The organism is Candidatus Woesearchaeota archaeon (genome assembly GCA_030651375.1).
In the GTDB taxonomy this organism is placed as follows: domain Archaea; phylum Nanobdellota; class Nanobdellia; order Woesearchaeales; family UBA12501; genus JAUSFM01.
The window spans coordinates 102,993-127,869 of the sequence record JAUSFM010000003.1 but is presented as its reverse complement, the minus strand read 5'-3'; the positions used below and the strand labels follow the sequence as shown (position 1 = coordinate 127,869).

24 protein-coding genes are annotated in these 24,877 nt (G+C 47.4%); 5 read left to right on the top strand and 19 right to left on the bottom strand.

All coding sequences use genetic code 11. The annotated features are described in order from the left end of the window. Positions 1-3: 3 nt before the first annotated feature. The 7 genes from Q7R76_00745 to Q7R76_00715 all read right to left on the bottom strand — a co-directional run bounded on the left by Q7R76_00745 (position 4) and on the right by Q7R76_00715 (position 9,661). Complete coding sequence (locus Q7R76_00745; protein MDO8642106.1) at positions 4-1,629, bottom strand: hypothetical protein; 1,626 nt, start codon at positions 1,627-1,629, stop codon at positions 4-6. 9 nt (positions 1,630-1,638) lie between these two features. Continuing rightward, positions 1,639-3,375: an ATP-binding protein gene (locus Q7R76_00740; GenBank protein MDO8642105.1), complete on the bottom strand. Its 1,737-nt coding sequence runs from the start codon at positions 3,373-3,375 to the stop codon at positions 1,639-1,641. A 71-nt stretch (positions 3,376-3,446) separates the two neighbouring features. Continuing rightward, positions 3,447-4,727, bottom strand: a complete 1,281-nt coding sequence (locus tag Q7R76_00735; GenBank protein ID MDO8642104.1) for a hypothetical protein — start codon at positions 4,725-4,727, stop codon at positions 3,447-3,449. A 142-nt stretch (positions 4,728-4,869) separates the two neighbouring features. Beyond that, positions 4,870-5,187 (bottom strand): hypothetical protein, encoded by a 318-nt coding sequence (locus tag Q7R76_00730; GenBank protein MDO8642103.1) that lies wholly within the window; start codon positions 5,185-5,187, stop codon positions 4,870-4,872. Next, complete coding sequence (locus Q7R76_00725; GenBank protein MDO8642102.1) at positions 5,187-5,918, bottom strand: hypothetical protein; 732 nt, start codon at positions 5,916-5,918, stop codon at positions 5,187-5,189. Before Q7R76_00725 ends, Q7R76_00730 begins: the two co-directional genes overlap by 1 nt. 55 nt (positions 5,919-5,973) lie before the next feature. Continuing rightward, positions 5,974-7,344 carry a hypothetical protein gene (locus tag Q7R76_00720; protein ID MDO8642101.1) on the bottom strand — a complete coding sequence of 457 codons (1,371 nt, stop codon included), beginning with the start codon at positions 7,342-7,344 and terminating at the stop codon, positions 5,974-5,976. 76 nt (positions 7,345-7,420) lie between these two features. Continuing rightward, positions 7,421-9,661, bottom strand: a complete 2,241-nt coding sequence (locus Q7R76_00715) for a transglycosylase domain-containing protein (GenBank protein MDO8642100.1) — start codon at positions 9,659-9,661, stop codon at positions 7,421-7,423. 78 nt (positions 9,662-9,739) lie between these two features. On the opposite strand from Q7R76_00715, the gene Q7R76_00710 reads away from it, so the two are divergent. After that, positions 9,740-10,687: a hypothetical protein gene (locus tag Q7R76_00710; GenBank protein MDO8642099.1), complete on the top strand. Its 948-nt coding sequence runs from the start codon at positions 9,740-9,742 to the stop codon at positions 10,685-10,687. Between the two features lie 4 nt (positions 10,688-10,691). On the opposite strand, the gene rbcL is transcribed toward Q7R76_00710, so the two are convergent. From rbcL to Q7R76_00660, 10 genes are all read right to left on the bottom strand, one after another. Beyond that, entirely contained in the window at positions 10,692-12,002 is a 1,311-nt protein-coding gene (gene rbcL, locus Q7R76_00705) for a type III ribulose-bisphosphate carboxylase (GenBank protein ID MDO8642098.1), read from the bottom strand. A gap of 40 nt (positions 12,003-12,042) precedes the next feature. After that, complete coding sequence (locus tag Q7R76_00700; protein MDO8642097.1) at positions 12,043-14,781, bottom strand: hypothetical protein; 2,739 nt, start codon at positions 14,779-14,781, stop codon at positions 12,043-12,045. Positions 14,782-14,837: 56 nt separating this feature from the next. Further along, positions 14,838-15,497: a hypothetical protein gene (locus Q7R76_00695; protein MDO8642096.1), complete on the bottom strand. Its 660-nt coding sequence runs from the start codon at positions 15,495-15,497 to the stop codon at positions 14,838-14,840. Positions 15,498-15,563: 66 nt separating this feature from the next. Beyond that, positions 15,564-16,364: a DUF1189 family protein gene (locus Q7R76_00690; protein MDO8642095.1), complete on the bottom strand. Its 801-nt coding sequence runs from the start codon at positions 16,362-16,364 to the stop codon at positions 15,564-15,566. A 235-nt stretch (positions 16,365-16,599) separates the two neighbouring features. Further along, a complete protein-coding gene (locus Q7R76_00685; protein ID MDO8642094.1) occupies positions 16,600-17,478 on the bottom strand; it encodes a uracil phosphoribosyltransferase in 879 nt (292 codons plus the stop codon). Positions 17,479-17,583: 105 nt separating this feature from the next. Beyond that, positions 17,584-17,919: a hypothetical protein gene (locus tag Q7R76_00680; GenBank protein ID MDO8642093.1), complete on the bottom strand. Its 336-nt coding sequence runs from the start codon at positions 17,917-17,919 to the stop codon at positions 17,584-17,586. A 73-nt stretch (positions 17,920-17,992) separates the two neighbouring features. Next, on the bottom strand, positions 17,993-18,223 hold the full coding sequence (locus Q7R76_00675; protein ID MDO8642092.1) for a type II toxin-antitoxin system HicA family toxin: 231 nt from the start codon (positions 18,221-18,223) through the stop codon (positions 17,993-17,995). After that, positions 18,210-18,422, bottom strand: coding sequence for a type II toxin-antitoxin system HicB family antitoxin (locus Q7R76_00670; GenBank protein MDO8642091.1), 213 nt, complete (start codon positions 18,420-18,422; stop codon positions 18,210-18,212). Before Q7R76_00670 ends, Q7R76_00675 begins: the two co-directional genes overlap by 14 nt. A gap of 26 nt (positions 18,423-18,448) precedes the next feature. Then, a complete protein-coding gene (locus Q7R76_00665) occupies positions 18,449-18,964 on the bottom strand; it encodes a class I SAM-dependent methyltransferase (GenBank protein MDO8642090.1) in 516 nt (171 codons plus the stop codon). Positions 18,965-19,355: 391 nt separating this feature from the next. Further along, on the bottom strand, positions 19,356-19,583 hold the full coding sequence (locus tag Q7R76_00660; protein MDO8642089.1) for a hypothetical protein: 228 nt from the start codon (positions 19,581-19,583) through the stop codon (positions 19,356-19,358). Positions 19,584-19,658: 75 nt separating this feature from the next. On the opposite strand from Q7R76_00660, the gene Q7R76_00655 reads away from it, so the two are divergent. The 4 genes from Q7R76_00655 (at position 19,659) to metG (ending at position 24,275) form a co-directional block, all read left to right on the top strand. Continuing rightward, positions 19,659-20,510 (top strand): aminotransferase class V-fold PLP-dependent enzyme, encoded by an 852-nt coding sequence (locus Q7R76_00655; GenBank protein ID MDO8642088.1) that lies wholly within the window; start codon positions 19,659-19,661, stop codon positions 20,508-20,510. 47 nt (positions 20,511-20,557) lie between these two features. Then, positions 20,558-21,460: a hypothetical protein gene (locus tag Q7R76_00650; GenBank protein ID MDO8642087.1), complete on the top strand. Its 903-nt coding sequence runs from the start codon at positions 20,558-20,560 to the stop codon at positions 21,458-21,460. A gap of 11 nt (positions 21,461-21,471) precedes the next feature. Then, a complete protein-coding gene (locus Q7R76_00645; protein MDO8642086.1) occupies positions 21,472-21,912 on the top strand; it encodes a hypothetical protein in 441 nt (146 codons plus the stop codon). Positions 21,913-21,983: 71 nt separating this feature from the next. Next, positions 21,984-24,275 (top strand): methionine--tRNA ligase, encoded by a 2,292-nt coding sequence (gene metG / locus Q7R76_00640; protein MDO8642085.1) that lies wholly within the window; start codon positions 21,984-21,986, stop codon positions 24,273-24,275. A gap of 2 nt (positions 24,276-24,277) precedes the next feature. On the opposite strand, the gene Q7R76_00635 is transcribed toward metG, so the two are convergent. Next, positions 24,278-24,478: a type II toxin-antitoxin system HicA family toxin gene (locus Q7R76_00635; GenBank protein ID MDO8642084.1), complete on the bottom strand. Its 201-nt coding sequence runs from the start codon at positions 24,476-24,478 to the stop codon at positions 24,278-24,280. 29 nt (positions 24,479-24,507) lie between these two features. Next, a complete protein-coding gene (locus Q7R76_00630) occupies positions 24,508-24,735 on the bottom strand; it encodes a type II toxin-antitoxin system HicB family antitoxin (protein ID MDO8642083.1) in 228 nt (75 codons plus the stop codon). Positions 24,736-24,877: the final 142 nt, after the last annotated feature.

Here is a 24,877-nt window from a genome sequence, read left to right as displayed (position 1 = left end):
CACCTAACCATTTCCAGTATTCTGCTGCACTGCGTCGAGCGTGTACTGCACATCAACAACGCCTTTGCTGCGGACTGCTGCTTCAATAACAAAAAACTGTACTGCTGAATCGTAGGCGCGCTGGGATATTTCAATTGTTGCAGTAGCGCTCCTGACTTCAGAAAAATACTCTGGCAGCGCCAGCGCAGCAGCAAGCTGAAGCGCCCGGTACTCAAGACGGGAGCTAAACGGCATTGTCGGGTTCTCCTCGCCTGTTTTTTCCCGTATCTGGCTAATAATCGAATCCCTCGCCTTTTTTATCGTCGAATAAAACGCAGAAGTCATTTGCACGGGCTTTTGCGGACAGTGCGGCAATCCAGTCACCAGCGGGTGTCCGGTTTGGATTGCGTATACCAACATGAGGTGGTCTTGTATTTGCGGCGCGCATGAAAAATCAATTTCACCCATCACGAGCCGTTCCTGTGATGCAGCGACTGCTTCATACCGCTCCGTGCTTTGCACCTGCAGATTGCAGAGCATACGGTCTTCGATTGCCTCAAAGTTCGGGTCGCCGATGGTGACGGTATACTCGTCTTTTTTTCTTTTTTCCCTTGTGCCTGTTTTTGTTTTCGTGTTATAATTGACACTAAAAAAAGAATCGAATCGGTACGGCCCAATTGTTTCGCGGTTTGTTTCATACGCAACCTCACCATGCTCCAGCGCGAGCTTCAGCCGGTCCGTCATGCTGGATGCTGACGATGATCGCCCTGACGAAAACCAATCATTGAATTCCGGCACAATAAAATTAAACTGCCGTCCTGCATACGCTTCTCCCATGCGAATAAACCGCGCAGCGGTCATGCCGCCACAATACCTGTTTCTGCCAACAAGTCCATGCGCAGGCACTCCCCGGTCTGGATTGCCAAGAATCATTTCTTTAATCGCGAATGTTTTTCCCGTGCCCGGCGCGCCAAAAAAAGCGAGGTTAAAGCCCGTGCGGCCGATGACTGAACCTTTTACATTAATAATAGGAACATCCGCAAGCGCGTACTGATGAATAATGCTCAACAATGAATCCTGCGCAAGCATCTCGCCAAACAAGACGGCGGTGTAGCGTGAAAAAAATCCTGCGTCAATTTCCCTGCCAAACATCCTTGTTTCCTCAAGCCGGTTTTTGACGATGTCTTCCAATGCAGCGTCGAATGCATGGTTCATCTCTTCAATCCGGCGGAGTTCCTGTTGCGCGATGTCCGTGCTCAATTTTGTCGATACTGTATCCTTCGTGGTGTGTGGTTTGTCGTATGCGGTAGGTAGTGTTTCGCTGGTGGTACACGGCTGGTGGTGTACCTTAGGTGGTGTGTTGTTGGTTGGTTGTATATTACTGGTCGTTAGCAGGGGGTGTTGCTTCAATGCCCTAGCAAGAAGCCCATAATACGGCAGCACACTGCTCAACAAAAAAACATTTCCCGTGCGTGCGTTTTCATATTTTCGTTTCAATTCTTCAACAACCGTGAGATCAGCAGTTGCCTCTTCTAAAGAAACGGGACCAGCATATTTTCTATCCAATCCCTTGAGAAATGCTTGCTCATCGCTCCACGTGCGAAGAAACGATGATTGAAACGATTTTGGTTCTTCTGTGGCAAGAGGCATTGTTTCACCTCAGGATCGTGTATTTCCTGTTTGCCTATCTGTTCTATCCGTCGCTGCAGCAGGGTTCGACAGCGGTGTGTATGCGGATGGCACTCCGTTTCCATTTCCACCATCTCCTCTTCCATTTTCAAATCGCCGCTGTGCTTCATATCGTGCTTCCAAAAACTCATACTCGTGCTGGGTAGCTGCGCGTTTTTTTTGGAGCTCTGCATGCCTATTTGCGTTATGCCTTTGATCAACCTCGTGCAAAATATACCCTGCGTCTACCGGCCTTCGCATTTTGGCGAGTGCTGTGCGCTGTTCATTTGGTGGAAGCGTTTGTATCGCTGGCGTTATGCCGTCTGCGTTAACCACATACTTTCTTGCCACCGCAGCTATTTTGTCAATGTCCCGGCCTGAAAAGCTGTACTCCACGCAGCGCCTGCAAAATTCCTGCCAGCCATCTTTATCCATTTGGACCCGCGGCAGTGCATCGCCCATCTTATACCGGAACAACTGTGCGTATTCAACGGGTGTTTGCGGCCCGCGGATTTCAAAATGCTGCGTTATCCTGTTCATGAGCGCGCTATCCATTTTTTCAACATGATTCGTCGTAAAAATCAGAATATAATTTCCGCGGTACTCCGTCAGCAGCCCATCAAGCTCATTGAGAAACACATTAATCGCCTGCGATTCGATGTGCGACGCGTCATGCGCGCTTCTCGCCTGCAGCACGCTGTCGACATCCTCGACCGAGCCAATGCTTATCTTTCGAGGATCCTTGAGCTGGTCGAATCGCCGCATCAAATTTTTGACATCATTGCCGTGGTACATGTCCTTAAAGCTGTTATCAAAATTAACCCATTGCACAGGCACGCCCTTATGCGTAGCTGCTGTCTGTGCTTCAGCATACAACCGCTTGATGATAGTTGTTTTTCCCGTGCCGGGCGGGCCGAACAACAGCGTCGCAACCGGCTTCACTCCCTCAAATGCGACATTTGTTTGGGATGCCGGATCATACAGCAAAAGCTGTTTTACCATCCCGCTCATCTCACCCAGCGCCTCATCATTGCCAATGACGACGATTTCACCCGGATTTTTGCTCACCGAAAGGCGCTGAACGATTTCAGGGGACTGAGCTGCCTCGACTGATGGCTGCATACCATTTTCAAAGCCGCGGTACATTCTTTCGTTAACAGCGAGCGTTACTCCCGCAAGCTGCCCCGTGACTGTTTCATACGCCTGCTGCTGCATTTCACGCTCAATTGTTTTTTTCATCACTGCCAAAAATTCTCTCTGCAGCGCCAGTGCCGGTGTGCCAGTTTTAAATAATTTTGTGTGATACTTCAACAGGTTATCAAGCGCAGGGCGGTATTCATCAGGTTTTCCAATACCAAATCCGAATTCGCCGATCGGGATACTCGCTTGCCGTTCAATATGTGCGCCACTATCCTGCCCATTCGCCAGCGCCTCGAGCCCTTCACTGCACCCAACATATAATGCATACAAATTAAGCGCTTTTTTTGCTATGACCTCATCACTTTTTCCCAATGGATTCAGTGGTAACAGTGTTTTCATCACTGCTTCATATAACCCATATGTTTGTTCGGCGCTGGTGACTACTTTTTCTAAATCTTCTTTTGTGTTTCTCCCACCGACATGATACTGTAGTGGTGTTGTAAAGCCCCACAGCTGCATGCGTGACTTTGCCTGTTTCCTGCCTTCGCGCAGCGCTTGTCCGTCAATTTGTATCACATCTGGCATCATGGGGTACTTTCCTCACTCAAGATCAAAAATAAATTAAAAATAAAAACAGAAAAAAATAAAAACTAAAAGAATCACGCCGATGGAGGTGGAGTCTCGTACGCTGCCGCCGCTTCATTCAACTGGCTGACGCGTTCCGAGTGGAGCCGCTCAATGCGTGCCCTTCTATCACTTCGGTACGTTTCAGTTCGCATGGCTTCTGCGTCGCTTGCGAGGTAGTCCGGCTTCAAGTCTGGTCCCCGTGTCGGGTCTCCACCTGCTTGAATGGCGTGATTGATTTCACAGCCCCTTGCACCGATCATGTTTCCTGCGTCGCTCAACAGAAAGTCGAGGTTCTCAAGATTCGCGGGCGTTATTTCAAACTGGATGCCGGCAATCTCGTCGACCATTCCTAACATTGAGATTTTTTCTTCAACCGCCATAAGGTAGCGCTGCGTCATGCTTGAATACCTGGTAGCACGCTCGATGAGCCCCTCCACTGCGGTGGTTGCTGTCCTTGCTGCCTTCACGCGGAAATCAAGGCGTTCATAAAAGTTTTCTTGTTCAGCAACTTCTTTTTCTTTTCGGTTCCCTTCCATGCGTGCTGCATGGGCCTTCGTGAAATCTCCCGATTGTGTTGCTGCTGCGAGATCTTTGTTGAGCCGCTCTATCTCTTTATATCCCTCCGCTATTTTTGGGTAGGTTTCCTGTTGTAGCATGGCATTTCCAACAATGCTCCGTTGCGAATATTTCTCGCCAACCTTGCTTAGCTCGCCAGAAATCTTTTCATATCGCTCAACATTTGCGCGTAATTTTGTTGCCTGCTCTTCAAGGTCTGAGCGAACCATATCCTTAAGTCCTTTTTTCACCCGGTTATCAACCCAGCCTTGCACTGTTCCATATACTTTCGTTCCCATTCTTCGGGCAACGCCGATCAGCGCCCCATCCAGTGTGCCGTAATAATCTTCTACCTTTACATCAGCGAGGAACTTCATTTTTTGCTCAAGAAAATTTGGTGTTTCTTCTGCCTGTTTCTGCATAGTATCTAATTCTCTCTGCGTGCCGGGAAGGTTAATGCCCTCAAGCAGTCCCAATTCTTTTGCTTTTGCGGTGAGCGGATTCTGTGATCCATTTCCTGCGCCGTTTACATGGTACATCTGTGCAAGGTCAGGTGCATTTACTGCTCCTTCAAGTCCGCCGCGTTTCGTGCCTGTTCCATTTGAGCCGTTTTGCTGCTGTGTCGTCGTTGTATAAGCACCATTTGTTCCTGTCCCTGATGCCCCTTCAGCGCGGAGCTCTTTCTCTATTTGCTCCCAATTTTTTTCATCAATAGAATGGTCTGTTCCTTCCTTTCCGTTACCATCTTTGTCTGCCATGTTCGTTCCCTCCGTGAAAAATGATTCTTATTGTTCATTTTTATTGTTTTATTTTCTTTTATTTTTTCAAGCTTTATTTTCAATTATTTTTATTACTTTTATTTTTTGAATTTTTATTTTTGAATCATTTTTTGTATGCTCGTCAAGCGATATAAACTCGCGCTGTCTCGCACTGAACACTTCCCTCTTTCCCTCCTCGGTACGCATTGCCCAGTTCCCGCTTCAAATCATGCGCAAACCGGTCGAGGTCAGCGATGACACCCGGAACATGCTGCTGGTTAACTGCGTGTTCCATCCGCCGATATGCGCGTTCGCCAAATACCGATGCTGCCGCGAGCATAACGCGGTCAGCCATGGTGTAGCGTGGCTCTTCGAGCTGCAGCGCGTTCCACAGTGTGGAACGTATCTGTTCGGTTGCATTCAGCGTCTCTGCGATTGGTGCGGTGTTCATGGTGCTCATTAGTGCGTCACTGTTTTGAACAAGCTGCCGATGCTTGGAATCGGTGCTGCTGATACCGATGGTGCTGGCGCATACGTTGCTCCACTTCCGGCCGCCGCGTGATACGGTGCCGGTGCACTTGACAACGGTGCAGGCTGCTGCGGTTGTTGGTACACAACTCCCGGCGACATTGGTGCATTTGGCACGGTCAGTGCAGGCGGGCCAACTGAAATAGGCGCAAGTCCGGTGCGCTGCAGCACGAGCTCAAGCCCGTTGTCTCCATTAAATGTGCGGACTGCGTAACTTTGCGGCGCGCTGCCGGGCTGTTGATATTCAACAGAAATCGTGCCATCACGCTGGCCAATCGACGCTTCACCCAATACCACATTTCCCAATCGTGTCGGGTCAAGCTGGCCGGGCGTGCTGCCATTGAGCGCGTTGACTGCATACGCTAGATTGACAAATCGCTGAAACGCTTCAGGCGCTTTTGCATGCACGTCCCCCAACACTTTTATCACATCTTGTTTTGAGCTCTGCAGTGCCGTGTCCATAACTCGATATCCAACGGCGGCGCTTGCTTCGCCACTTTCTGTTGCCGCTGCTGTTACCCGTTCGAGTGATTCGTTCAGCGTCGGGCTCGAGAGCCATGTGCCGATGTACACGCATCCTGCTGCGCCTACCGTGGTAAGCACGCGCTTTATTGTTACATATCCTCCTGCTTTTTTTTGGTCATGAAATCGTCGATTGTTCATAGTCTCCCTCCTCTACTTGTTCCTTATTCTTCGTTCCTTATTCTTTTGTTTTTTTCTACAATATTTTTTCAATCACTCTTTGCAAAAATCCTTTTTCAGGAATAGGTGGTGTGTATGTTTGTGCTGGCCGGTCTTCCGCGTCATAGTGTGCACTTCCCGGCGCACTTCCCATCGGTTGCTGCAGAGGCTGCTGGAACGGCGCGGTATTTGTCGATGGTGGCGTTAGTTGCGCGCCGAGCTCACCATACAATCGCCGCTGTTCTTCTGCTGGCAATGCAGCTGCCATCTCGCGCACAACTGCCGACGACATTTTCGGGGCAAGCATGCGCGCAAGCTGTTCGCCCTCTTCAGGCGATGAGGCATAGACTGACTCCGCAAGAAACCGTGCCGCTTCAACACGATACTGTTTTGGCATGCGCGAAAGCGCCTGCACATCTTCAACAAAGAAGCGTATGCGCACACTTCCCTCAACGCGCGCGTCAATACTTTTTCGCGCTTGTGAAACATCATCAACATTCATCGTACTCAGCGCATGGTATGCGGCGTCACGGTCGCGGGCATAGCGCGATTCTCCGTCGTAAAATCCACGCATCTGGCCGGTCAGCGTATCAAGAAGCCCGTTTAGCTCTCTACGTTCCATAACCGGAGCATACACAGCCAATCCTTTCATGAGACATGCTGCTTCGTACATATCTTTTGGCTGGTGTGCATTCTTCCCTTGCTGTGCCTGCTCGAGTTTTTGCTGCGCCGCGTCAAACGCGCCATACGCAGTCACCATTGTTTCTGCGCACGATGCAAGGCGCTCAAGCCCTGCTGCCTGCTGCTGAATTCGTTTTGATTCAGCCGCAAGCTGCTGCGCTGTTGGCTTTCCTAATTTTTTTGATTCGCCTGCTGGCGCAGCTGCTTTTTGCACATTCTGATAATTTTGAAGCGCTTGCGTGCATCCGGGCACTGTATCGCGCGCTTTATCGACGGCATGCGCTAATTGTGAAAGAGCGTCAACTTGAATGATGCACTGCGTGAGTTCTCGTTCCGCTGCAATCTGGTTTGCCTGGCTCGTTCGGTAGTTTGAAATTGTTGTGCGCTGGTCTTCAAGCATGCCGCGAATGCTTTCAAGTACGCCGTCAAATTCACCGGTTGCAATCGGGCCGCGGTATTCTCTTAACACTTTTTCAACTTTTTCTCCCATGCTGCGTACATCGTCCATAAGTTCGGCAGGGTCAGTCGTGAGCGCGCGGTGCCCCCAGCCAATCGCGGTGTCAATTTTTGCAGCGGCATAACTTTTGCTCACCAGAGAAATATTCTCGGTAAACGGTGTCTCTGCAACGAGCATATACGTTCCCACTGCGCCACCGGCTACCAGTGTGGTGATACTTCCCCAGCGGACGATTCGCCCGATCAAAGAATGATGTGTTTGGTGTGCCATTCTTTTCTGTGGTTTTGCCAGTGATAAAAACTTATAGTGTAGCAAGAACAACAACTAAAAACACCAACGGCAAAAACTAACTCTGCTTCTGATGGTCAATCATATACTGGAATATTTCTTTTGCCGCCGGCGCAGCCCATTCACCGCCCGTTAATTTCAGCCGGCCGGTTGCTGCAGGCTCGTCAGAGCTGAACTGCACCAGCACGAGCCGGTCAAGCGCTGGCTCGTATCCGACAAACATAAAGCTGGCGAGGCCCGTGCCTGTTTTGCCGCGAATGTCATACCCCGTGATATCTGCTCTTTTTCCCGTGCCTTCCACTACCACTTTTCTCAATGCGTGGTCGAGCGTTTCGCTATGCTGTGGGGTTATTGCTGCATACGCGGTGCCGGTTTCAGGATATATTTTTTCAGCGCCGGTTGTCGGATCATGGTACACAATTTTTTTAAGCGGGTCAAGGTTTACCATGCCGGTCTCGTTTAAATGCACCGTCCCTCCGTTGGCAAATATTGAAAACGCGCCGGCAAAATCAAGCGGCGCAACTTCAGTGCCGAGCACCGACGAAAGCCAGTACTGCTCAAGTCCCATGCCGAGCATATTGAGCGCGTGTTTCATTTTTTCTGCGCCGAGATCACGAATCAGGTTGAAATTTACTTCGGCAAAAATCGTGTTTTTTGACTCGGCAAGCGCCTGCTCAAGCGTGATGTTCTGGTAGCTGAAGTGGCCCTTGAAATTTCCCGGCCGGTACGTTTTTGTTTTTCCCGGCGCGAACTGGTACGTGAGCACTTTCGGCGCATCCTTGAACGTATCCGTGATGTGGCCGCCCTGCTCGAGATACATCCACGTGATGAACGGCTTAAAGCCAGAACCAACCGACGTGCGTCGCAGGGCGCGGTTGATATAATCGTTGCGGTCAATGCCCAATCCGCCGACCACGGAAAGAAGTTCTTGATTTTCGGTGTCAACGACGACGATAGAGCCGTTTAGGTATTCCGGCTTTGGCGCGCCGCTTGCGCGTATTTTTTCAATGGAGCGGCGCAGCACATCGCGTGAAAAATCCTGCAGCCCCGGATCAAGCGTTGTTTCAATAGTTACGTCACCATGCGCCGGCAATTTTAGTTTTTCGAGCTGCTGAAGCACCACGTCTTCAAATTCATACGCGCGCTCACGCGGCGTTGCCGGCGTCGGCCGCACAAATGGCAGATTCCGATAATGAAGCTGTGCGATAATGCGCTGCACATCGTCTTGTTTAATCGCTGCATAGTACGGCTGTTGAAATTCTCCATTTCTGCTCATCTCACCAAATGATTCAATTGCGTACTGCGCGCGCTGCACAAGCCCGTTTACTGCAGCCGTTGACAATTTCCCCTGTGAAAAATCTGCATACGCCCGCGTGCCATACCGCGATGGCTTTTTTATCATCGCAACCAGCAAAACTGATTCTCCTGCGTCAAGCGATACTGCCTGTTTGCCGAAATAATGCTGTGCCGCTGCTTCAACGCCGACCAAATGCGCTTTGCTCCTTGGTTCATACCCAAAATAAGCACTGTTCAAATACGTTTCAAGAATATCTTTTTTTGATGACACGGACTCAATTTTTGCGGCAAGCAGCCATTCCCTCATTTTGTGCACCAACTTATTATCAGCCGTGCACGCGTACGGTGGATTCCATGCGGGGCAGAGCAGGTTATCAGCAAGCTGGATGGCTATGGTGCTTGCGCCACGGGGGTATGTTTTTTTCCCTTGCACCCTTGCTGCTGCAATGTCTGCTGCTGCGCTGATTGCGGCCGCAGGGTCCCATGCGCCGTGATGCTCAAATCGGCGGTCCTCTGCCGCGACGGTTGCAGCGGCGAGATACGGCGAAATTTCGTCGAGAGATTTCCAGATTACGCGTGTGCGGTCCTGCACCACTTTTCCCTGATACTGCGGGCGTTCAGCAAACGGTGTCTTGGTGCGGTCGAGCAGTGTTATTGTTCCATCACTTCGCTCCTGCGCATACTGTTGTACAAGCGTTTTGAGCGGTACTGGGCTAAGCTGGTCGAGTATATCGTCAAGTTTTTTTGCGACACGGTTATTAGTTTGTTCAAGAATTCCCTGTTCGTGCTCCACCATTATTTTTCCCACATAACGCTGTATCGGGCTTCCAAACTGTTCAACGCCCAGCGCTGCGCCGAGAGCGATGCTTCCGGCAAGAACATACGCGCCTATTTTTGTGGCAACTCTTCGCACCAGCCCTTTTTCTTTTTTGGTTGAAGTTTCAGTTATTCCGCGTTCAGCTATTTCCTCGTCTGCAATGTGGCTGTGCATTGGTTTATTCATTGCCCTTCTCAATTTAAACCTGTGTTGTAGCATGCTCCACAACAACAAACTATAACACTGCTCATCCTGTTGTTTAGTATGGACCGCCGCAGTTTTCTTGCTGTGCTTGGCAGTTTGCCGCTTGCATCCTGCCTGCATTTTGTTGCAGAATCACCGGTTACGATTCTTCTTCCAAAAAATTATGAGCCGCCCAACGGCGTCAGCGGCTGGTGGTACACACGAAAATTGCGCAGCGCCACAATGGATTTTTTGAAACAAAACCATCCGCCAAATCAGCCGTTCGGCGTCTGGAAACAGCCGTTTTACGACGTGAAATACTCGCTTGAAGCGCGGCTTGAGGAAATCACCACCCTTGCCGTCGAAAGCTGCCAAAAAAATAAATCAATCCATCCGGTTGACCCGGCACTTCTTGTCGCCGGCTTGTATGTCGAGTCATTGTTCTATGAATTTGCAGTTTCTTCTGCACTTGCCGTCGGTGTTGCCCAATTCATCGCGCCGACTGCGCGTGACAAGCCATTCAATCTCGTGTGCGCCGGCGATCTTTCCGAGCACTATCGGTCGCCGTACCAGCTTCCTGAACTTGCAGGAAAACAGCGCGAGTATGAATCCTTGTCTGCAACCCTGCGCGCCTACAAAAAAAACGGCTCGCAGCGGGAAAAAAAAGAAATTCCCGCGGTTGAAGAAGCAGCACGCCGGGCAAAAGAGGAATTCAAACTTTTTTTTGCAGCTAATATTTCCAGTCGCGATATTTTCAACGAAGACGACCGCGCTTTTTTGAATGACTTTGACCAACGCACTATCGGTGCGCATGCGGTTCCTTCTATGGCGCGGTACATTGCTGACAGTTTGAAAGCGCGCAACGGCAACGTGCTTGCAGCGTGGTCCGCCTACAATGCCGGATTAGGAAGTACGTCGGCAACCGGTTTTCTTAAGCCGTACGGACGATTGCCGAATGGAGATACGGCGACGTACGCGCAGAAGATTGTGCTGGTTGCTGAAAATTTGAATACAAGAATATTTGGATGAACGTCTACCGCGGCCGCATATATCCAAAGTGTTCCAGCGCCTGGCGCAGTTCGACGCACGTTTTTGCAGCTTCTTCCATGCTTCTGCCATCCATGTATGCCTCAACTGCTTCACGCATTGCCCGCGCTCCTGCATAACTTCCTTTCGGATGGCCGTGGATGCCGCCGCCGATTTGCAGCATGATGTTCGTGCCCATGCGGTCAAGCACCGGTGGAAGAATGGTCGGATGCAGGCCACCTGACGATGCGGGAAATGTGGACCGCATATTCTGCCAGTTTTCCCCCAGTCCATGCGTTGCGTGATTTGGCGCAATAGTATTTTTGGTGATATGCTCTTGTATCTCAAGCACTTCTTCTTTGCTGCCGACGAGTTTTCCCACGCCTGCTGTTCCAATATGAAGATTATCAACTCCCAACAAGCGCGCGACTTCTGCGGTTGCCAGCATTGAAAAGCCGTGGGTTGGCACGCGGGTAAACGCGCCGTGAAACGCGCGGTGCGCATGAATTGCAAGGCCATAATCTTGGCAGAGTTCGCGGAGGCTATGCACAGCGTTCCATCCTGCGGTGATAATATCAATCATTACATATTCCCAGCCGAGGTTTGCGACAAACTTGACGCGCTTTTCCATCTCTTTGTAGGTGCCTGACGTGACGTTGATGAGATAACTTTTCTTTTCTCCGGTCTGCTTTTCAATTTTTTCCCTGATTTTGTGCGCCAGTGCCACGCGCTTGGTGAATGGGTTGAATGTTTGATTCGTCAGATTTTCGTCGTCTTTCAGAAGGTCAAGCCCGCCGCTCCATATCTGCCGGCCAATTTCGCAATGCTCGGCAACCGTCATACCCACTTTCGGCTTCGGTACGCTCAACATCAAGGGGCGTTTGTATTCTTTGAATATTTTTCTCACGCCCGGAATGCCAAACTGCGGACCGGGAAAACTCTTGACAATCTTTTTTGGCCAGCGGATGTCCTGCAATCGGAGGCCGGACACTGCTTTCATGCCGAATACATTGCCGGCAATGCTTGCGAGAATCTGGCTCATGTTGCCTGCTTCGAAATGGTCTTGCGGATACGCGATTTTTACCCAGTAGGCGTTTCCATGCTTTTTTATTTCATACACTCGTCCGGCAACTTTTTTGACATGCTCATATTTTAATCCAGCGACACTTGCCCATGTTCCGACAGAACTTTCTGACGCAACTGCGCCCACACTGCGCTTGACGGTTTCCCATGACGGCACATGCACCTGAAAGCTAACAAGAAGGTCAGTCTCTTTTGGCTTATACTCAAGATGAACAAAATCTTCATAGCCGGCCATGGGGCACCTCTTTTTTTTGATGTACTATTACTCTACTATCCTACTCCTTTTTTAATTCTTTGTTGTGTTTATTAATCTGGTCACTTCTTCTTTCCTTCAATTTGAAAAACCCATAGAGTAATGCTACTCCTATAAAAAGAGAAACAATAGACTTGATCTTCGCCGATTTGTTGCTTGCAGAAACATCAGCAGTCACTGCTCCAGTCACGCCGGAAAGTCCTGCGTCTGCTTCTTGGTTGAGTCCGAGTGATTCTTCTTGAGATGCTGTTTCAGCAGGAGATTCAGAAATTTGTTCTTGAAGGGCAGACGGTGAAACAGAGACAGGAACTGAGACCACTGGTGTAGTTGATTGAACCTGCTGATTTGTTTGTTGCGGTACTTGTGTATTTTTTCTACTGCCTCCTCCGCCCCCACCGCCTCCGCCTATCGATGAGGTGCTTTGTGCAGGTGGCGCTGGCTGTTTTTCTCCAGCAGAATACGAAGAAAAGTGCGGCACTGAAAAGACCAGCGTTCCATTAGTGTAATTTAAGATAACACATTCATTGCTGGAGCATGGCTGTCCATTGACGAGTATTTCTGGATTGACAAATGAAAGATCGTATAGGGTAAGCGTGGCAGGAACATTAAGCACTGTGCTTTGAAGAGTTATATTATTCGGAAGAATATTCAGATACAAATCCGGATCAGAGTCTGTCAGATTTAAACTTGAATTGCCGAAATCAATCATGCCATATCCTTCAACCGTTATTGTCATGCCGGTGACTGGATGGTCCGAATATTCTGAAAGATTCAAACTTTCACAGGGCGATACATATTCATTTTCTTCAAACGCGATGATGCAAATATTGTTTATGAGAGTATCATTCATAACGATGTTTACATTTCCACCACGCTGGCTTAATGGATATTCGATAGTCAGATCGTTTGCATCGTTTGTGCTTGATTCATCTGTTTGCTCAAAAAATAATCCGTATGTCGACATTCCTTGTATCAATGATTCATTAAAAAAGGGGAATAGTTCCAGTAAAGTAACCTGCAAGGGATATCTGGGTGGATCATACACTTTTTGAGGGCTTGAAACGTTCAAGTTAACTTTGTTGCCAGCCACGCCAGAGATAGTAATGTTTATGATCTCATCTTTTCCAGTATCGAGGACACCGTTACCATCAAAAGAAGGTTTTTGTCCACTCATTTCACTGGCATCAGCCACCGTGATTATAGACGCATCAAATTGGCCGTGAGAGTCTGTATTAGCACGAAGATAGGTTTCTCCAAAATGATTAGAACCACCATTATGCACTGCTGAAAGATTAAGATATTTCTCTATGTCTTCCTGTTCGTTATTTGACGGGTAGTTAAAATGTGAAGCAAGATTATCAACATTCCACAGCCGTAGCAACCCGCCACCCTGCACGCGGATAGGAACTTGTTTGAAGTCAATTTTTCCATCTTCATTCATATCTACAATCAGAGGATATTTTCCAATGCCGGCATCGCCTGCGCCCTGATTTCCGTTCGAAATGTAAGTGGTAAAAGACGTATTGCCAAACCTGATGTTTGTTTTTCCGAGAATACATTCGTTAGGGAGGTTTTCGGTAGTGTAATTGAAACTATATTCAGGTCCTGCGTCGTCAGTAAATTTGAGTGTCTTATTTATTACATCTATATGTTCATAACGTAAGATATGTGTTATGCCATTCGAAGAAGTAAGAATAAACCAGTCTTGGTCATCAATCGGGAAAAAATTTCCACAAGTATCAAAGCCGGGATGATTAGTGGTAAATCGTCTGCCGTCAACTGAATCTTCTGCAAGCTTTCCTTCAAAGACGACAAGGTCATTATCATCATCACCCATTTTAAACGCTTGCGAGAGTGAATCTCCTGAATTGTCAACAAAAGGGACATCATATTCAAGTCCTTCAGTGTTCATAAACTGCAGGTCATACGCATTATCTCCCTTGGAGTTGAACCGAACAATTGATACGCCCGTATCAGTTAATCCATCATATTGGATATCCCAATTATCTGTTAAAAAAGCTTCTGGCTGTGAGAGATATTCTTTAATTCCATGACCTGGAACGACATACACATCAGAGGATGGTGTTATACGATATCGTAAAGAGTTGATAGTTAGTACATCACCATCTCGAAATCCTTCAATTTTTACTTTTCCATCAACAATCTCTTGATTGTTGACTAACGGGTGATTTGAAAAGTCAGCATCTGCAAACGAGCTATCAGAAAACTGGAGAGTGGTATTGTCTTGGGCAAGAGATATGGTCACTTCTTCGCCATCAACTGCTGCCGATTGTATGGTGTATGTGCTCCCAAGAATATTTAATTTTTTTCCAACAAAATCTTCTGCGGAACCTGCACTGATTTTGCTGCTTATGCCGTCATCAAACACAAGTGCATATTCAAGAATGGTGGTGTTTGCGCCGAAAAAAAGATAATCACCCGTGACGTTTTGGGAATTTGTGGCAAAGACAACAGCCCCTGAATTGATTGTTTCTTCACCTTCTTCGGCTTTAAACCGCACAAATTGATGATACTCAGAATTGCCGAGCGCTGTTTTGAATAATCCGCCAGTTAACGCTGAAAGGTCATCGGCAGTGAGTTCCGCTCGTACCGCACCAATTGCCTCTTGTATTTCAAGGAGATTGTTGGGTGTCTGAATACTCGCCTGTTCTTCAGCAGCAACTATGGCCGAAGACAAGAACACACTGATAAAAACACTTAGTACAACCAGTACAAAGAGGCTCATCCAGTTCATTTTCATACGTCTCAGTCAGAAGAGCATATTTATAAATCTTCCTTTATATCTATCTTATTTATCTATCTCTTCTTCGAGCCAGAATAGAAAAATTTCTCAATAGAAACATCGGATGATTTGTAGTCGCCGCTTCGCGGATTGTTGCCGACCGTTGGAATATTATCTCCGCCGCCGATGCGCGGCTGCACTGCAAATGGCTTGCCATCAGGGCCGATAATGGGAACACTACCTCGTGTCGGTGCGCCTGACGTCGGAACCGACCTGCTCACCGCGACGTTCTCACCAAAGCCAGTTAATGGTTGTGGTTGAGGAACATAAGACGATGCCGGCGCGCTTGTTTCTTGCGGTGCCATTGTTTGCATGGTTTGCGGAGGAGTTTCATACCGCCGTGGCGCTGCATATTTTATTTCCTGAACTTCTTTTTGCATTTGAGAAATCATTGCTTTCAGCGTTTCAACTTCGCGCTTCTGCTCGTCCACCATGCTGGTAAACTTGCGGATAATAATGCTGTAATCAACATCCTCTTCTTTTTTTATTCTCATTGGTTGTTGTTCGTGAGAATTCGAATTATCCATAAATGGGCTGGCCAAGTGTGTATCTTGGCGCTTGAGAAGCATGTCTTCTGCCTTGCGCATGGCGTCTTGGCTGTCTTTGGCCATGCCACTGCTAAGAAGTTCACCTGCCAGTTTGCCGACGCGCTGAATTTTTTCAACATCCAACAAAATCAATCACCACTTTTATTTCCCTGCACCTACTTGTTTTTAAAAAGTTTGTGGTGCTCATGTATCCTATTTGTACTCTTGAAACTCATGGTCTTTTCCACTGCGCTGGGAACGCCGCTTTACTTCCTCAAAGTCACCTACTTTGATGCAGCCGAGGAAGAAATACACCAAGAAAATCACATACTCAAGATAACCCAGCGACGGGATAAATGGTTTTGTCAGCAGGCCAAGCACCACCAGCGGTGTGCCGGCGAACATGCTGATGTTGAATACTTCTCTGAATGTCAGGCCGTAGTGCACACACCGTGCAACAACCAATCCAATGCATGCGGCAAGGATGATAACCAACAAATATTTTATCAGGCCGTACAGGAATACACCAATGAGCAGCACCGGCAGTGCGGCGACAAACAAAATCATCAAGATAACATTAACGCCTTGCAGGCTGTTTTCTTCGCCGGTAACTATTTTTGTGCCGGGCCCGAATGGAAGGAATCGATAGAAAATTGCGTTCTTGGTTATCAGCACGGTTCCCTCATCGATATCAGTATGCTCATTAATCGTGTCAACAGTAAGAATCGGCATATTTTGTGTAATCCTAACCGGCTCTTTTTGCTGGTACTCCACATTCAGCTTCAGCTGGTCAAACTTGGCAATTTCCTCGTGCAAATACTGCGGCAGGGTAAGCAGGTTGGGAACCATCAGCACCGACGTGATGATAAAAACGAGAAATACCATACAGCAGAAGTACCACATCGCCTTTCGCTTGCTCTGGGCGGCGAGGACGTCATACTTGGCTGGGTTGAATGCCAGCATAATCGTCGCCAACAGCTCGCGGATTTTCACCATGCACCTCGTTTTGACCATCAGAGGGTTGATGATATTTAAATATTGCGCTCGGAATCAACTTTAAATACCAGCGCATCTTTTCAAACTTTGGTGATCACTATGGCAAAGAAGAAAAAGGCATCATCAGCAAAAACAGAGAGCAAGGAATCAGAATCCTGTTCATCCTGTTGCTGCGGTGATTGAAGAATACAGATATATATTATTTCTATTATTTTTTATACTTTTATATTTTTTTACTCTTTATTCCCGGTTTCTACTCGCCTGAAAACACCGCGCCCAAATCGCCGGCGCCGGGAAGAATATACTGGCGGTCATTGAGCCCACGCTCCAAACTTCGCATGGTGCCGGGAGGCGCTTTCAAGGCGTCAGGATGGCTCAAGCCCCGGTCAACACGGCCTGCGTAAATTCGAAGGTCAGGAAACTCTTTCTCCATGCGCACAAGATATTCCGGCGCAACGATGAGGTGCACCGCAACCATTCTGTCGTATGTTCCTACTCTTTCTGGCAGCGGAAAGTTTGCATTCATCAATCCCAATTTCCCCGTGTATAAATCGCGCGCTCCAAGAATTGTGCCGCCGGTCGCCCCCATAGGGTCGGTAACAACGAGTATTTTTGAGTCAACCGATGGATTCTCCGCAAGTTTTGCTCCAGAAACCGCGCAGCCAGTGACGTGGTGCCCTTCATCAGTTGTGCGGTTTGCCATGATATAATCGGTGCGCACAGGCCTTCCGGTTGCGAACGCAAGATACTCTTTTGCTTTTTCTGTTGCCGGCGCGCCGCCGCGCAGGATGGAAACGAGAACTATGCCGTGCTCATCGCTGGGCATGGGGCCAGTGTACCGCGCGTGGTCGGGATCATGTGCCGACATTCGCGTTTCTATATCACTATCATTCGTGCCAACTTCATTGCGCACGACGTGGTGCATCGCGGCTTGATAAAAATAACCCAGCGCACGCAGTGCCGATGACTGATCGGTCTGGGGATGGCCGATTTTTGCAATCATTGCGAGAAGGAGGGGGTCATTCAGTATATGGACATTAGGCCCATATCCATGAGCAAGCTCAAACGGATTGTCGGACTTGGGAAATTCCCATGCGTGGTCTTGAATATCATCAACTGAAAGTCGAGCCATTAAAATTAATTTTGTGTGTGCGAGACTTAAAAAGATAGTGGTGGTAAAGAAGCGATATGTAATCAGTTGTTGATGAGAAGGATTACCTTTTTCTTTCGAAAAAAATCAGCTTACTGGGGTTTCAGCAACGGGTTGCCTTTGCTGAACTTCTTGCTTAAGAATAGCGTCGTGTTCGATCACCGGTATCTGAACACTTGCGTCCAAAATATCTGAAATATCCTTAGGAGATCTTCCTGCTTTACCTAACTCTATGGCAATTCGTGCCCTCTCTGTTACTGCTGTTGTATACAGGTCTCTCTGGAATTCAAGAATAGATGCAATCGGGGCAATCGAAATTATCATCGGTTTAACGATATATCTCAATGATAAATACAAGCTCCCCAGGGTGCCTGCGGTATAAACAGCACTTTGTGCAGCATCTGCTATTGTTGTTCCATCCATTACCAATAGCAGTGAAGGTGCATTTAAAAATTTTCTGCTATTCTCTAATTCAAAAGAAAATCAGCTTACTCATTTATTGATATTCTGCAAAATCTTCTTCCTCGACTTTGCCAAGCCGGAGAATTCCCTTAAGCGTTCCAATCTTTAATTCTTTGTGCAATGAAACTACTGTTCCGACTGCTCCTTGTGGCGTTTCTTTCTTAAGAATCCCATGGCTTCCAGTCTGGCGAACCATCACAAAACCGAATTTGTTACATAGAATTTTGATGCATTCTTTTCCAGAAATTTTCTTAAGCATGCGCAACTTCAGCTACCTCGAATGTGGTCAGAAGCGGGCGCTTTGTTTCTTTGCACGGGAATTCTTCAAGGTACAGTTTTGTTGCTTCTTGCAGGTTTGCAACAGCTTCTTCAATGGTATGCCCTTGGCTCACCGTCCCTACTTCAGGGCAGGTGGCAACATACATATCCTCTTCTTTTTCCAGTAGTGCAGTAAACGTTCTCATATCTCTCGGGTGCTGCTTTAGAATATTTAAATCTTCCCCTTTCTTCGACCAAAAAATATGGCATCTTTCTCCTCTTCAATCTCTTTCGTCACCACAAAATATTTGTGTATCAGCACGGCCAATTTTTCTTTCTTTGGCGACTTCTTCAGAAAACTAATCGCATAGCGCGCGTTTTTCTTTCCAACGCGGCACATTTCTTTAATCCCTCTTTCTGCATCGTCAAAATTCTGAAGCGCGGTGATTGACACAACAACATCAAACTTCTTGTCGGGCAACGGCATTTTCTCTGCCGGTGCGCAAATTGTTTTCACGCTTTTCGCGAGCGGCGCGTTGAACCGTTCCAGCAGTTTTTTCGACGGGTCAAGTCCAACCACATCGCACGGAAAATTCGACGTTATGCCGGTGCCGCAGCCGACGTCAAGAAGCAGGTTTGTTTGTTTTACTTTAAGATATTTTTTGACCAGCGCAATTTTCTTTTCCTGCTCGTCACGGTGCAGTTCTTCATAGCCAGCGGCGATGGCGTCGTAGTAGTTTTCTTTCATTGGACACCAGCGTACTGGAGGTTATTTAAACTCTTCGATTCCCGGATTATTTTTTAATGTGCATGTATCTCCATCAGCCGATATGGTGTGTAGTGGGTGGTGTGTTTCTGCATCAGCCAATGTCACGACGGTAACGGCAAGGAATGAACTGGTAAGGAAATAACCGATGCAGTAGCACGGTCACGAAAAAACCGCGCGGCGAAAAACCGGCGCCGGTTTTTCGCCCTTCAAGAAAAATCAGAATGTGCAGACCACATTTTTTCCTTGCCCCCACTTTGTTTACAATGCGAACCCGTTTTTGTAGTGGCTGTTGACACACTACACACCACCAATTATGCATCAATTCACTATCCGTTTCGTGATAGCTGATGCAGTTTTTTTTACAACACATTTACCAAAAGATTCCTTTTTTTCGCCGGTGCGTCGTGGGGAGCTGTTCACGAACAACCATGTTGATAAGCAGCAAGCCGCCGACAATAAACAAGCCCGGCAGTACGGCTGCCCGCAGGTTGTAGGTAAGCAGCGACTCTAAGGCGCTCGGCGCCCCAAGCACAATGCTTGCCAGCCCTGCTGCGCTGAGAAACCTCTTTGTCCTGCTGCGCATCTGTTTGCGGATCATACTCGTTGTATACTACCAGTCTTTTAAAATGTTTTTGAAGAAAGGTTTAAAAACCCTGCCCTGTTTTCGCTGGCTATGGAACAGCACGGCGTTATTGAACAATTAAAATCTCTTACCAGCCATTCCCATATTCAGCTCACCCATCGCGGCGATGGAGCGATTTTGTTAGCGCTGCACATAGTGAAATGCGCATCAATCGAACACCGAAAACCGACTGCCGCTTACCCAACCATTCTCATTCCCGACCAAGCCGGTTGGCTGTCCTATCAAACGCTGCCAAAATTGCTCGGCTTCAACATTGTCGAGGTGAAAACCGACAACGGCCTCATCGACCTCGCTGATTTGAAAGAAAAAATAACATCAACAACCGCTGCAGCCATTCTCATCCAAAGCCTCGGCGGCTATTTTGTGCAGCAGCCGATGGAAGACATCATCTCAATCTGCAAAAAAAATAACTGCCTTGTGATTGAAGACATCTCCGGCAGCATCGGGTTTCTTCCGTCGTATGACAGCGACATCAAAGTGTGCAGCTTTGGCCTGGACAAGCTGGTCAATGTGGGCACCGGCGGCTGTTTGTCGTGCAAAGAAAACTATCTTACCCAATTCGCCGAAGAATTTGCACCGACAGTGCGTCTTGTGCAACCACTTTTTGATACTGCGCTTCTCCTCCAAAAACTCACCGCCTTAAAAAGCCGCGTCGCCTTTTTAAGTGCAAAAGCACAAAACATAAAAAGCGACCTTGTTCATCATACAATTATTCACCGGCAAAGCGTTGCTATCAATGTGGTGGCAGTTTTTTCAAGCGCCGCAGAGCAATCGGCATTGATTGAGTATTGCCAGAAAAACAAAATTCCATTCAAGCAATGCCCACGGTACAACCGCGTGTTGGCTCCTGCAATAAGTATTGAAGTCAAAAAATTGAGCTAAGCTGTACAATCAAATTATCCAAGGTTCAAATTATCCAAGGTGTTTGTATGAATATGTCACGACAACGCATCGGCCTTTTTCTTGTACTTGTTCCACTGCTCCTTTCCGGCTGTCTGAAACTCTATCAGCACAATGGTACCAGCGTGTACCAAACAAAAGATAATGCTACTAATATCGACGTCAACAAGCCGCTCAACTTTGGATCACTGAACACGTTTGAAGATATGTTTGGCGCCATTGTCCTTATTGATGACAAATATGGAATCTCATTCAAACAAGAGGCGCTTTTCGGCCTGATGGCTGATGAAAAATTAATTCCCCACATCAAACGCGATCTTGAGGATCTACGAAAAAAAATTGATCCAGTCAGCTCTATAACTCCTGAATTAGTTTTTGCTCTTGCGCCCGACAGCAGAACACCGCAGCAGCTGGGCGCGCTTCTTGTTGATGCGCGCATGAAAATGATTGAATCACAGGAAAAATTCCATCTCGCCTACGCATCCGGCGTGCAGGGTCTTGTCGGAGACGGATTTTACTGCCGTGAACAGCCCGTCCTGTTTGCCTCAATCGACGCATTGAACCAATCGGCAAAAACTGCTGCAACAGCAAAATATTATCTTGACGAATTATTGACCGGCAATACCAACCCTGCGGTGCCTTTTGTCGGTGTCGGGGACCAAAAGCCAGTATTTTATTATTCACCCAATGAACTCATATGGGACCAGCTCAAGGTCAACAAAGCAATTATCAATGAATACTGCAACACTGACCTGCATAACAAAGCGGGTAAATCGCGTGATTCAATCTTTGTGAATTTTGACCAGTCAAAACACAAGGATCTCTTTATCAACCCTTCAAGTATTGTCTTTCCTTCACAATGGAAGCTGCTGACTGAACCAGTGAGGTCAGCAAAACTCAAGGCTGCTTCAGCAGCTCCAGCATCTTCATAAGAGGTGGACGTATGGCTCTCCGCGAACCAGAATCAATGGATGAATGTGTCTACTTTACCCGCCGCCTGCTCGACAACGGCAAGGGAAAAGCAATGGCGTGGGTGCTTCGCAAAGCATGCCCGAAATGCGGCAAGGAGCAAATGCACAAGCCGAAAGCCGATGACGGCCATATCAAAATCCGCGCAAAAGAATATCAGTGCCCTGCATGCAAACATACTGTTCCTAAAGACGACTATGAGCCGACGCTGACCTGCGATGTCAAATACACCTGTCCCAGCTGTGGAAAAGCAGGAGAAGCAAGTGTGCCATTCAATCGCGTTTCATTCCAAGGCGTCAAGGCGGTTGTGTTTCCCTGCGCGAGTTGCGGACAGAAAATTGGCATCACGAAAAAACTTGCCGCTGGGAAGAAGAAAAAAGGAAAGAAAGACGACGATACGGCTGATGAGGATTGATGGGTAAATCTGTTATCCCAGCATAAAAAATCATCAACATTTAAATACTCTTTCTTCACTTTTACCATTTCATGGCGCAGCGGAAAAAAACAACAGCGAGCAAGGCAAAAAAAACAAAACCAGCGAAAAAGCAAGCACAGCAAGCGTCAGCACCCCAAAAAATCCTTATCACCAGCGCGCTGCCGTACGTCAACAACGTCCCGCATCTCGGCAACATAATCGGCTGTGTGCTGTCGGCAGATGTGTTTGCCCGTTTCTGCAGAAGCACCGGCCATGAAACCCTCTACATCTGCGGCACGGACGAGCACGGCACCGCAACTGAAACAAAGGCATTGGAAGAGGGCGTTACGCCAAAACAGATTTGCGACAAATATTATGCCATCCACAAACAGATTTACGAGTGGTTCGGCTGCAGCTTTGACTGCACACTGGGCAGAACATCGACGGATACACACACCAAAATTACGCAAGACATTTTTCTGAAGCTCAACAAAAACGGTTACATCACTAAAAAACATGTTGAACAGCTCTTTTGCGAACACTGCAAAAAATTTCTCGCCGACCGGTTCATCGAAGGCAGTTGTCCGCACTGCAATTATTCGCGCGCCCGCGGTGACCAGTGCGAATCCTGCGGCAAGCTCCTCAATGCCACTGAACTGAAAAATCCGACCTGCAAGGTCTGCACGTCAAAACCAATTATCAAAACATCGGAACACCTTTTTGTTAATCTTGCAAAATTGCAGCCAAAACTTGCCGCGTGGGTCAAAAAGCAGAGCATTGATGGTTTCTGGTCGTCAAACGCAATCACCGTGACCAACGCGTGGCTCAAGGAAGGGCTCAAAGAACGGTGCATCACACGCGACCTCACCTGGGGCGTGCCGGTTCCACTGAAGGGCTTTGAAAAAAAAGTGTTTTACGTCTGGTTCGATGCGCCCATCGGCTATCCCTCAATCACCGCGCATGAGTTTGCCAAACAAAACAAACCTGCAAACGAATGGAAAAACTGGTGGCAGGCACACGATGTTCATTTATACCAATTCATGGCAAAAGATAATATTCCGTTCCACACCATTCTCTTTCCCGGCTCGCTTATTGGCACGGGCGATGACTGGAATCTGCTCCACCACATCAGTTCCACTGAATATCTCAATTACGAAGACGGCAAATTTTCAAAAAGTTCAGGAAGTGGTGTATTCGGCGACGACGCGATGAGCACCGGCGTCCCTCCGGATGTCTGGCGGTATTATCTTCTGACAAACCGGCCGGAAACACAAGATACCCAATTTAACTGGAATGATTTTCAGGAAAAAAATAATCATGAACTGCTCGCCAATTTCGGAAACTTTGTCAACCGAACGCTGGTGTTTCTTGAAAAATATTTTGAAAGCACAGTTCCTGATGCAAAGCTCGCTGACAAAGACCGGGCATTCATCAACCATATCGACGGTGAGATTGATGTTCTCACCAACTTGCTCCAGCACGTCAAGCTGAAAGACGCGATGCGCCATTTCATGGCGATTTCAAAATTATGCAATCAATACTTCCAAGAAAATGAACCGTGGACGCTGCTGAAAAAAGGAGAAAAAACACGCTGCGGTACCGTGCTTAACATTTGCGTGAACATGGTACGCGACCTTGCGGTTATTGCCGAGCCCTTTTTGCCGTTTACCTCCCGTGAGATTTTCCGGCAGCTGAACCTGAAAGACAAAGAACCATTTGTTTGGGACTCTGCGCTGAAACAGCCGCTGAACAAAGGGCACAAAATAAATCAGCCACGGCCACTCTTCAGAAAACTCGAAGACCCAGAAATTCAAGGATTTAGGGAACGCTTCAAGGGAAAATCAAAAGCGGGAGCAAAAGAAAAAAAAGAGTCTGATCCTTTATCCTTTGTTGACCTTCGTGTTGCGGCTATTGTTGACGTGCGTCGCCATCCGAATGCCGACAAGCTGTACATCGAACAAATTGATCTCGGGCCGAAAAAGGTGCAGATTATCTCAGGGCTTGCTGATTACTACACACCTGAACAACTCCTCGGCAAAAAGGTCGTTGTTGTTGCCAACCTTGCGCCGGCGAAATTGCGTGGCGAGATGAGCCATGGAATGCTGTTGGCAGGAAGCAAAGAAAGCACAGAAACGGGTGGCAAGAAAATTGTGCGGATTCTTGAAGCACCGAAAAATTCTATGCCTGGCGATGCGATTGTTGTTGACGGGATTGAATCAACGCCCAAACGCGAGCTTACCATTGACGAATTTTTTAAGGCGGCGCTCGTGGTGAAAAATAAAAAAGTGTTCTATGGGAATAAGAAGCTGAAAACGAAATCCGGAGATATTGCTGTTGAGCTTGATACAGGGACGGTTGGGTAAATCTACACTTTTCTTCTTAATCTCTCGTACTCGTCTCTATCCATCTTAATCTGATTTAGAATTTCTTTCAACAACCCTTTCCCCAGATCTTCGTTACTGTGTACGGGAACAACAGTAAGGCGGCCATCAGGGTGTTTGTACCGAATATGGCTTCCTTTTTGGCATATTTTTTGAAACCCTATTTTTTCCAACAATTTACACATCTGTTTTCCAGAAATAAGAACTAACTTGCTCATACAGAAGTAACCTCAACCTGCTGGACGCCTACAAACTTTAATGGTTGATACTGTTCTGATTTTTCTGCTTCCAAACAAACTTCAATAGCTTCTTTAATTCGCTCTAATACCTCCTGAACTGTTTTTCCTTGTGTATAACATCCGGGAATGTCAGGAACTTTTGCTACATACACTCCATCTTCATCTTGTTCTATCAACACGGTATAATTATAATTTTTTTCCATAGGCTCTATAACTAATGAAATGTATATAAAGATATCGAAATATTCAGGTTTTTCTTCACTAACTTTATAAACAAATCTTACCAAAATATGTTCTGATACCTTTGAGAATTGAGGTAACATGAAAAAACAGTACCTTTGGGTA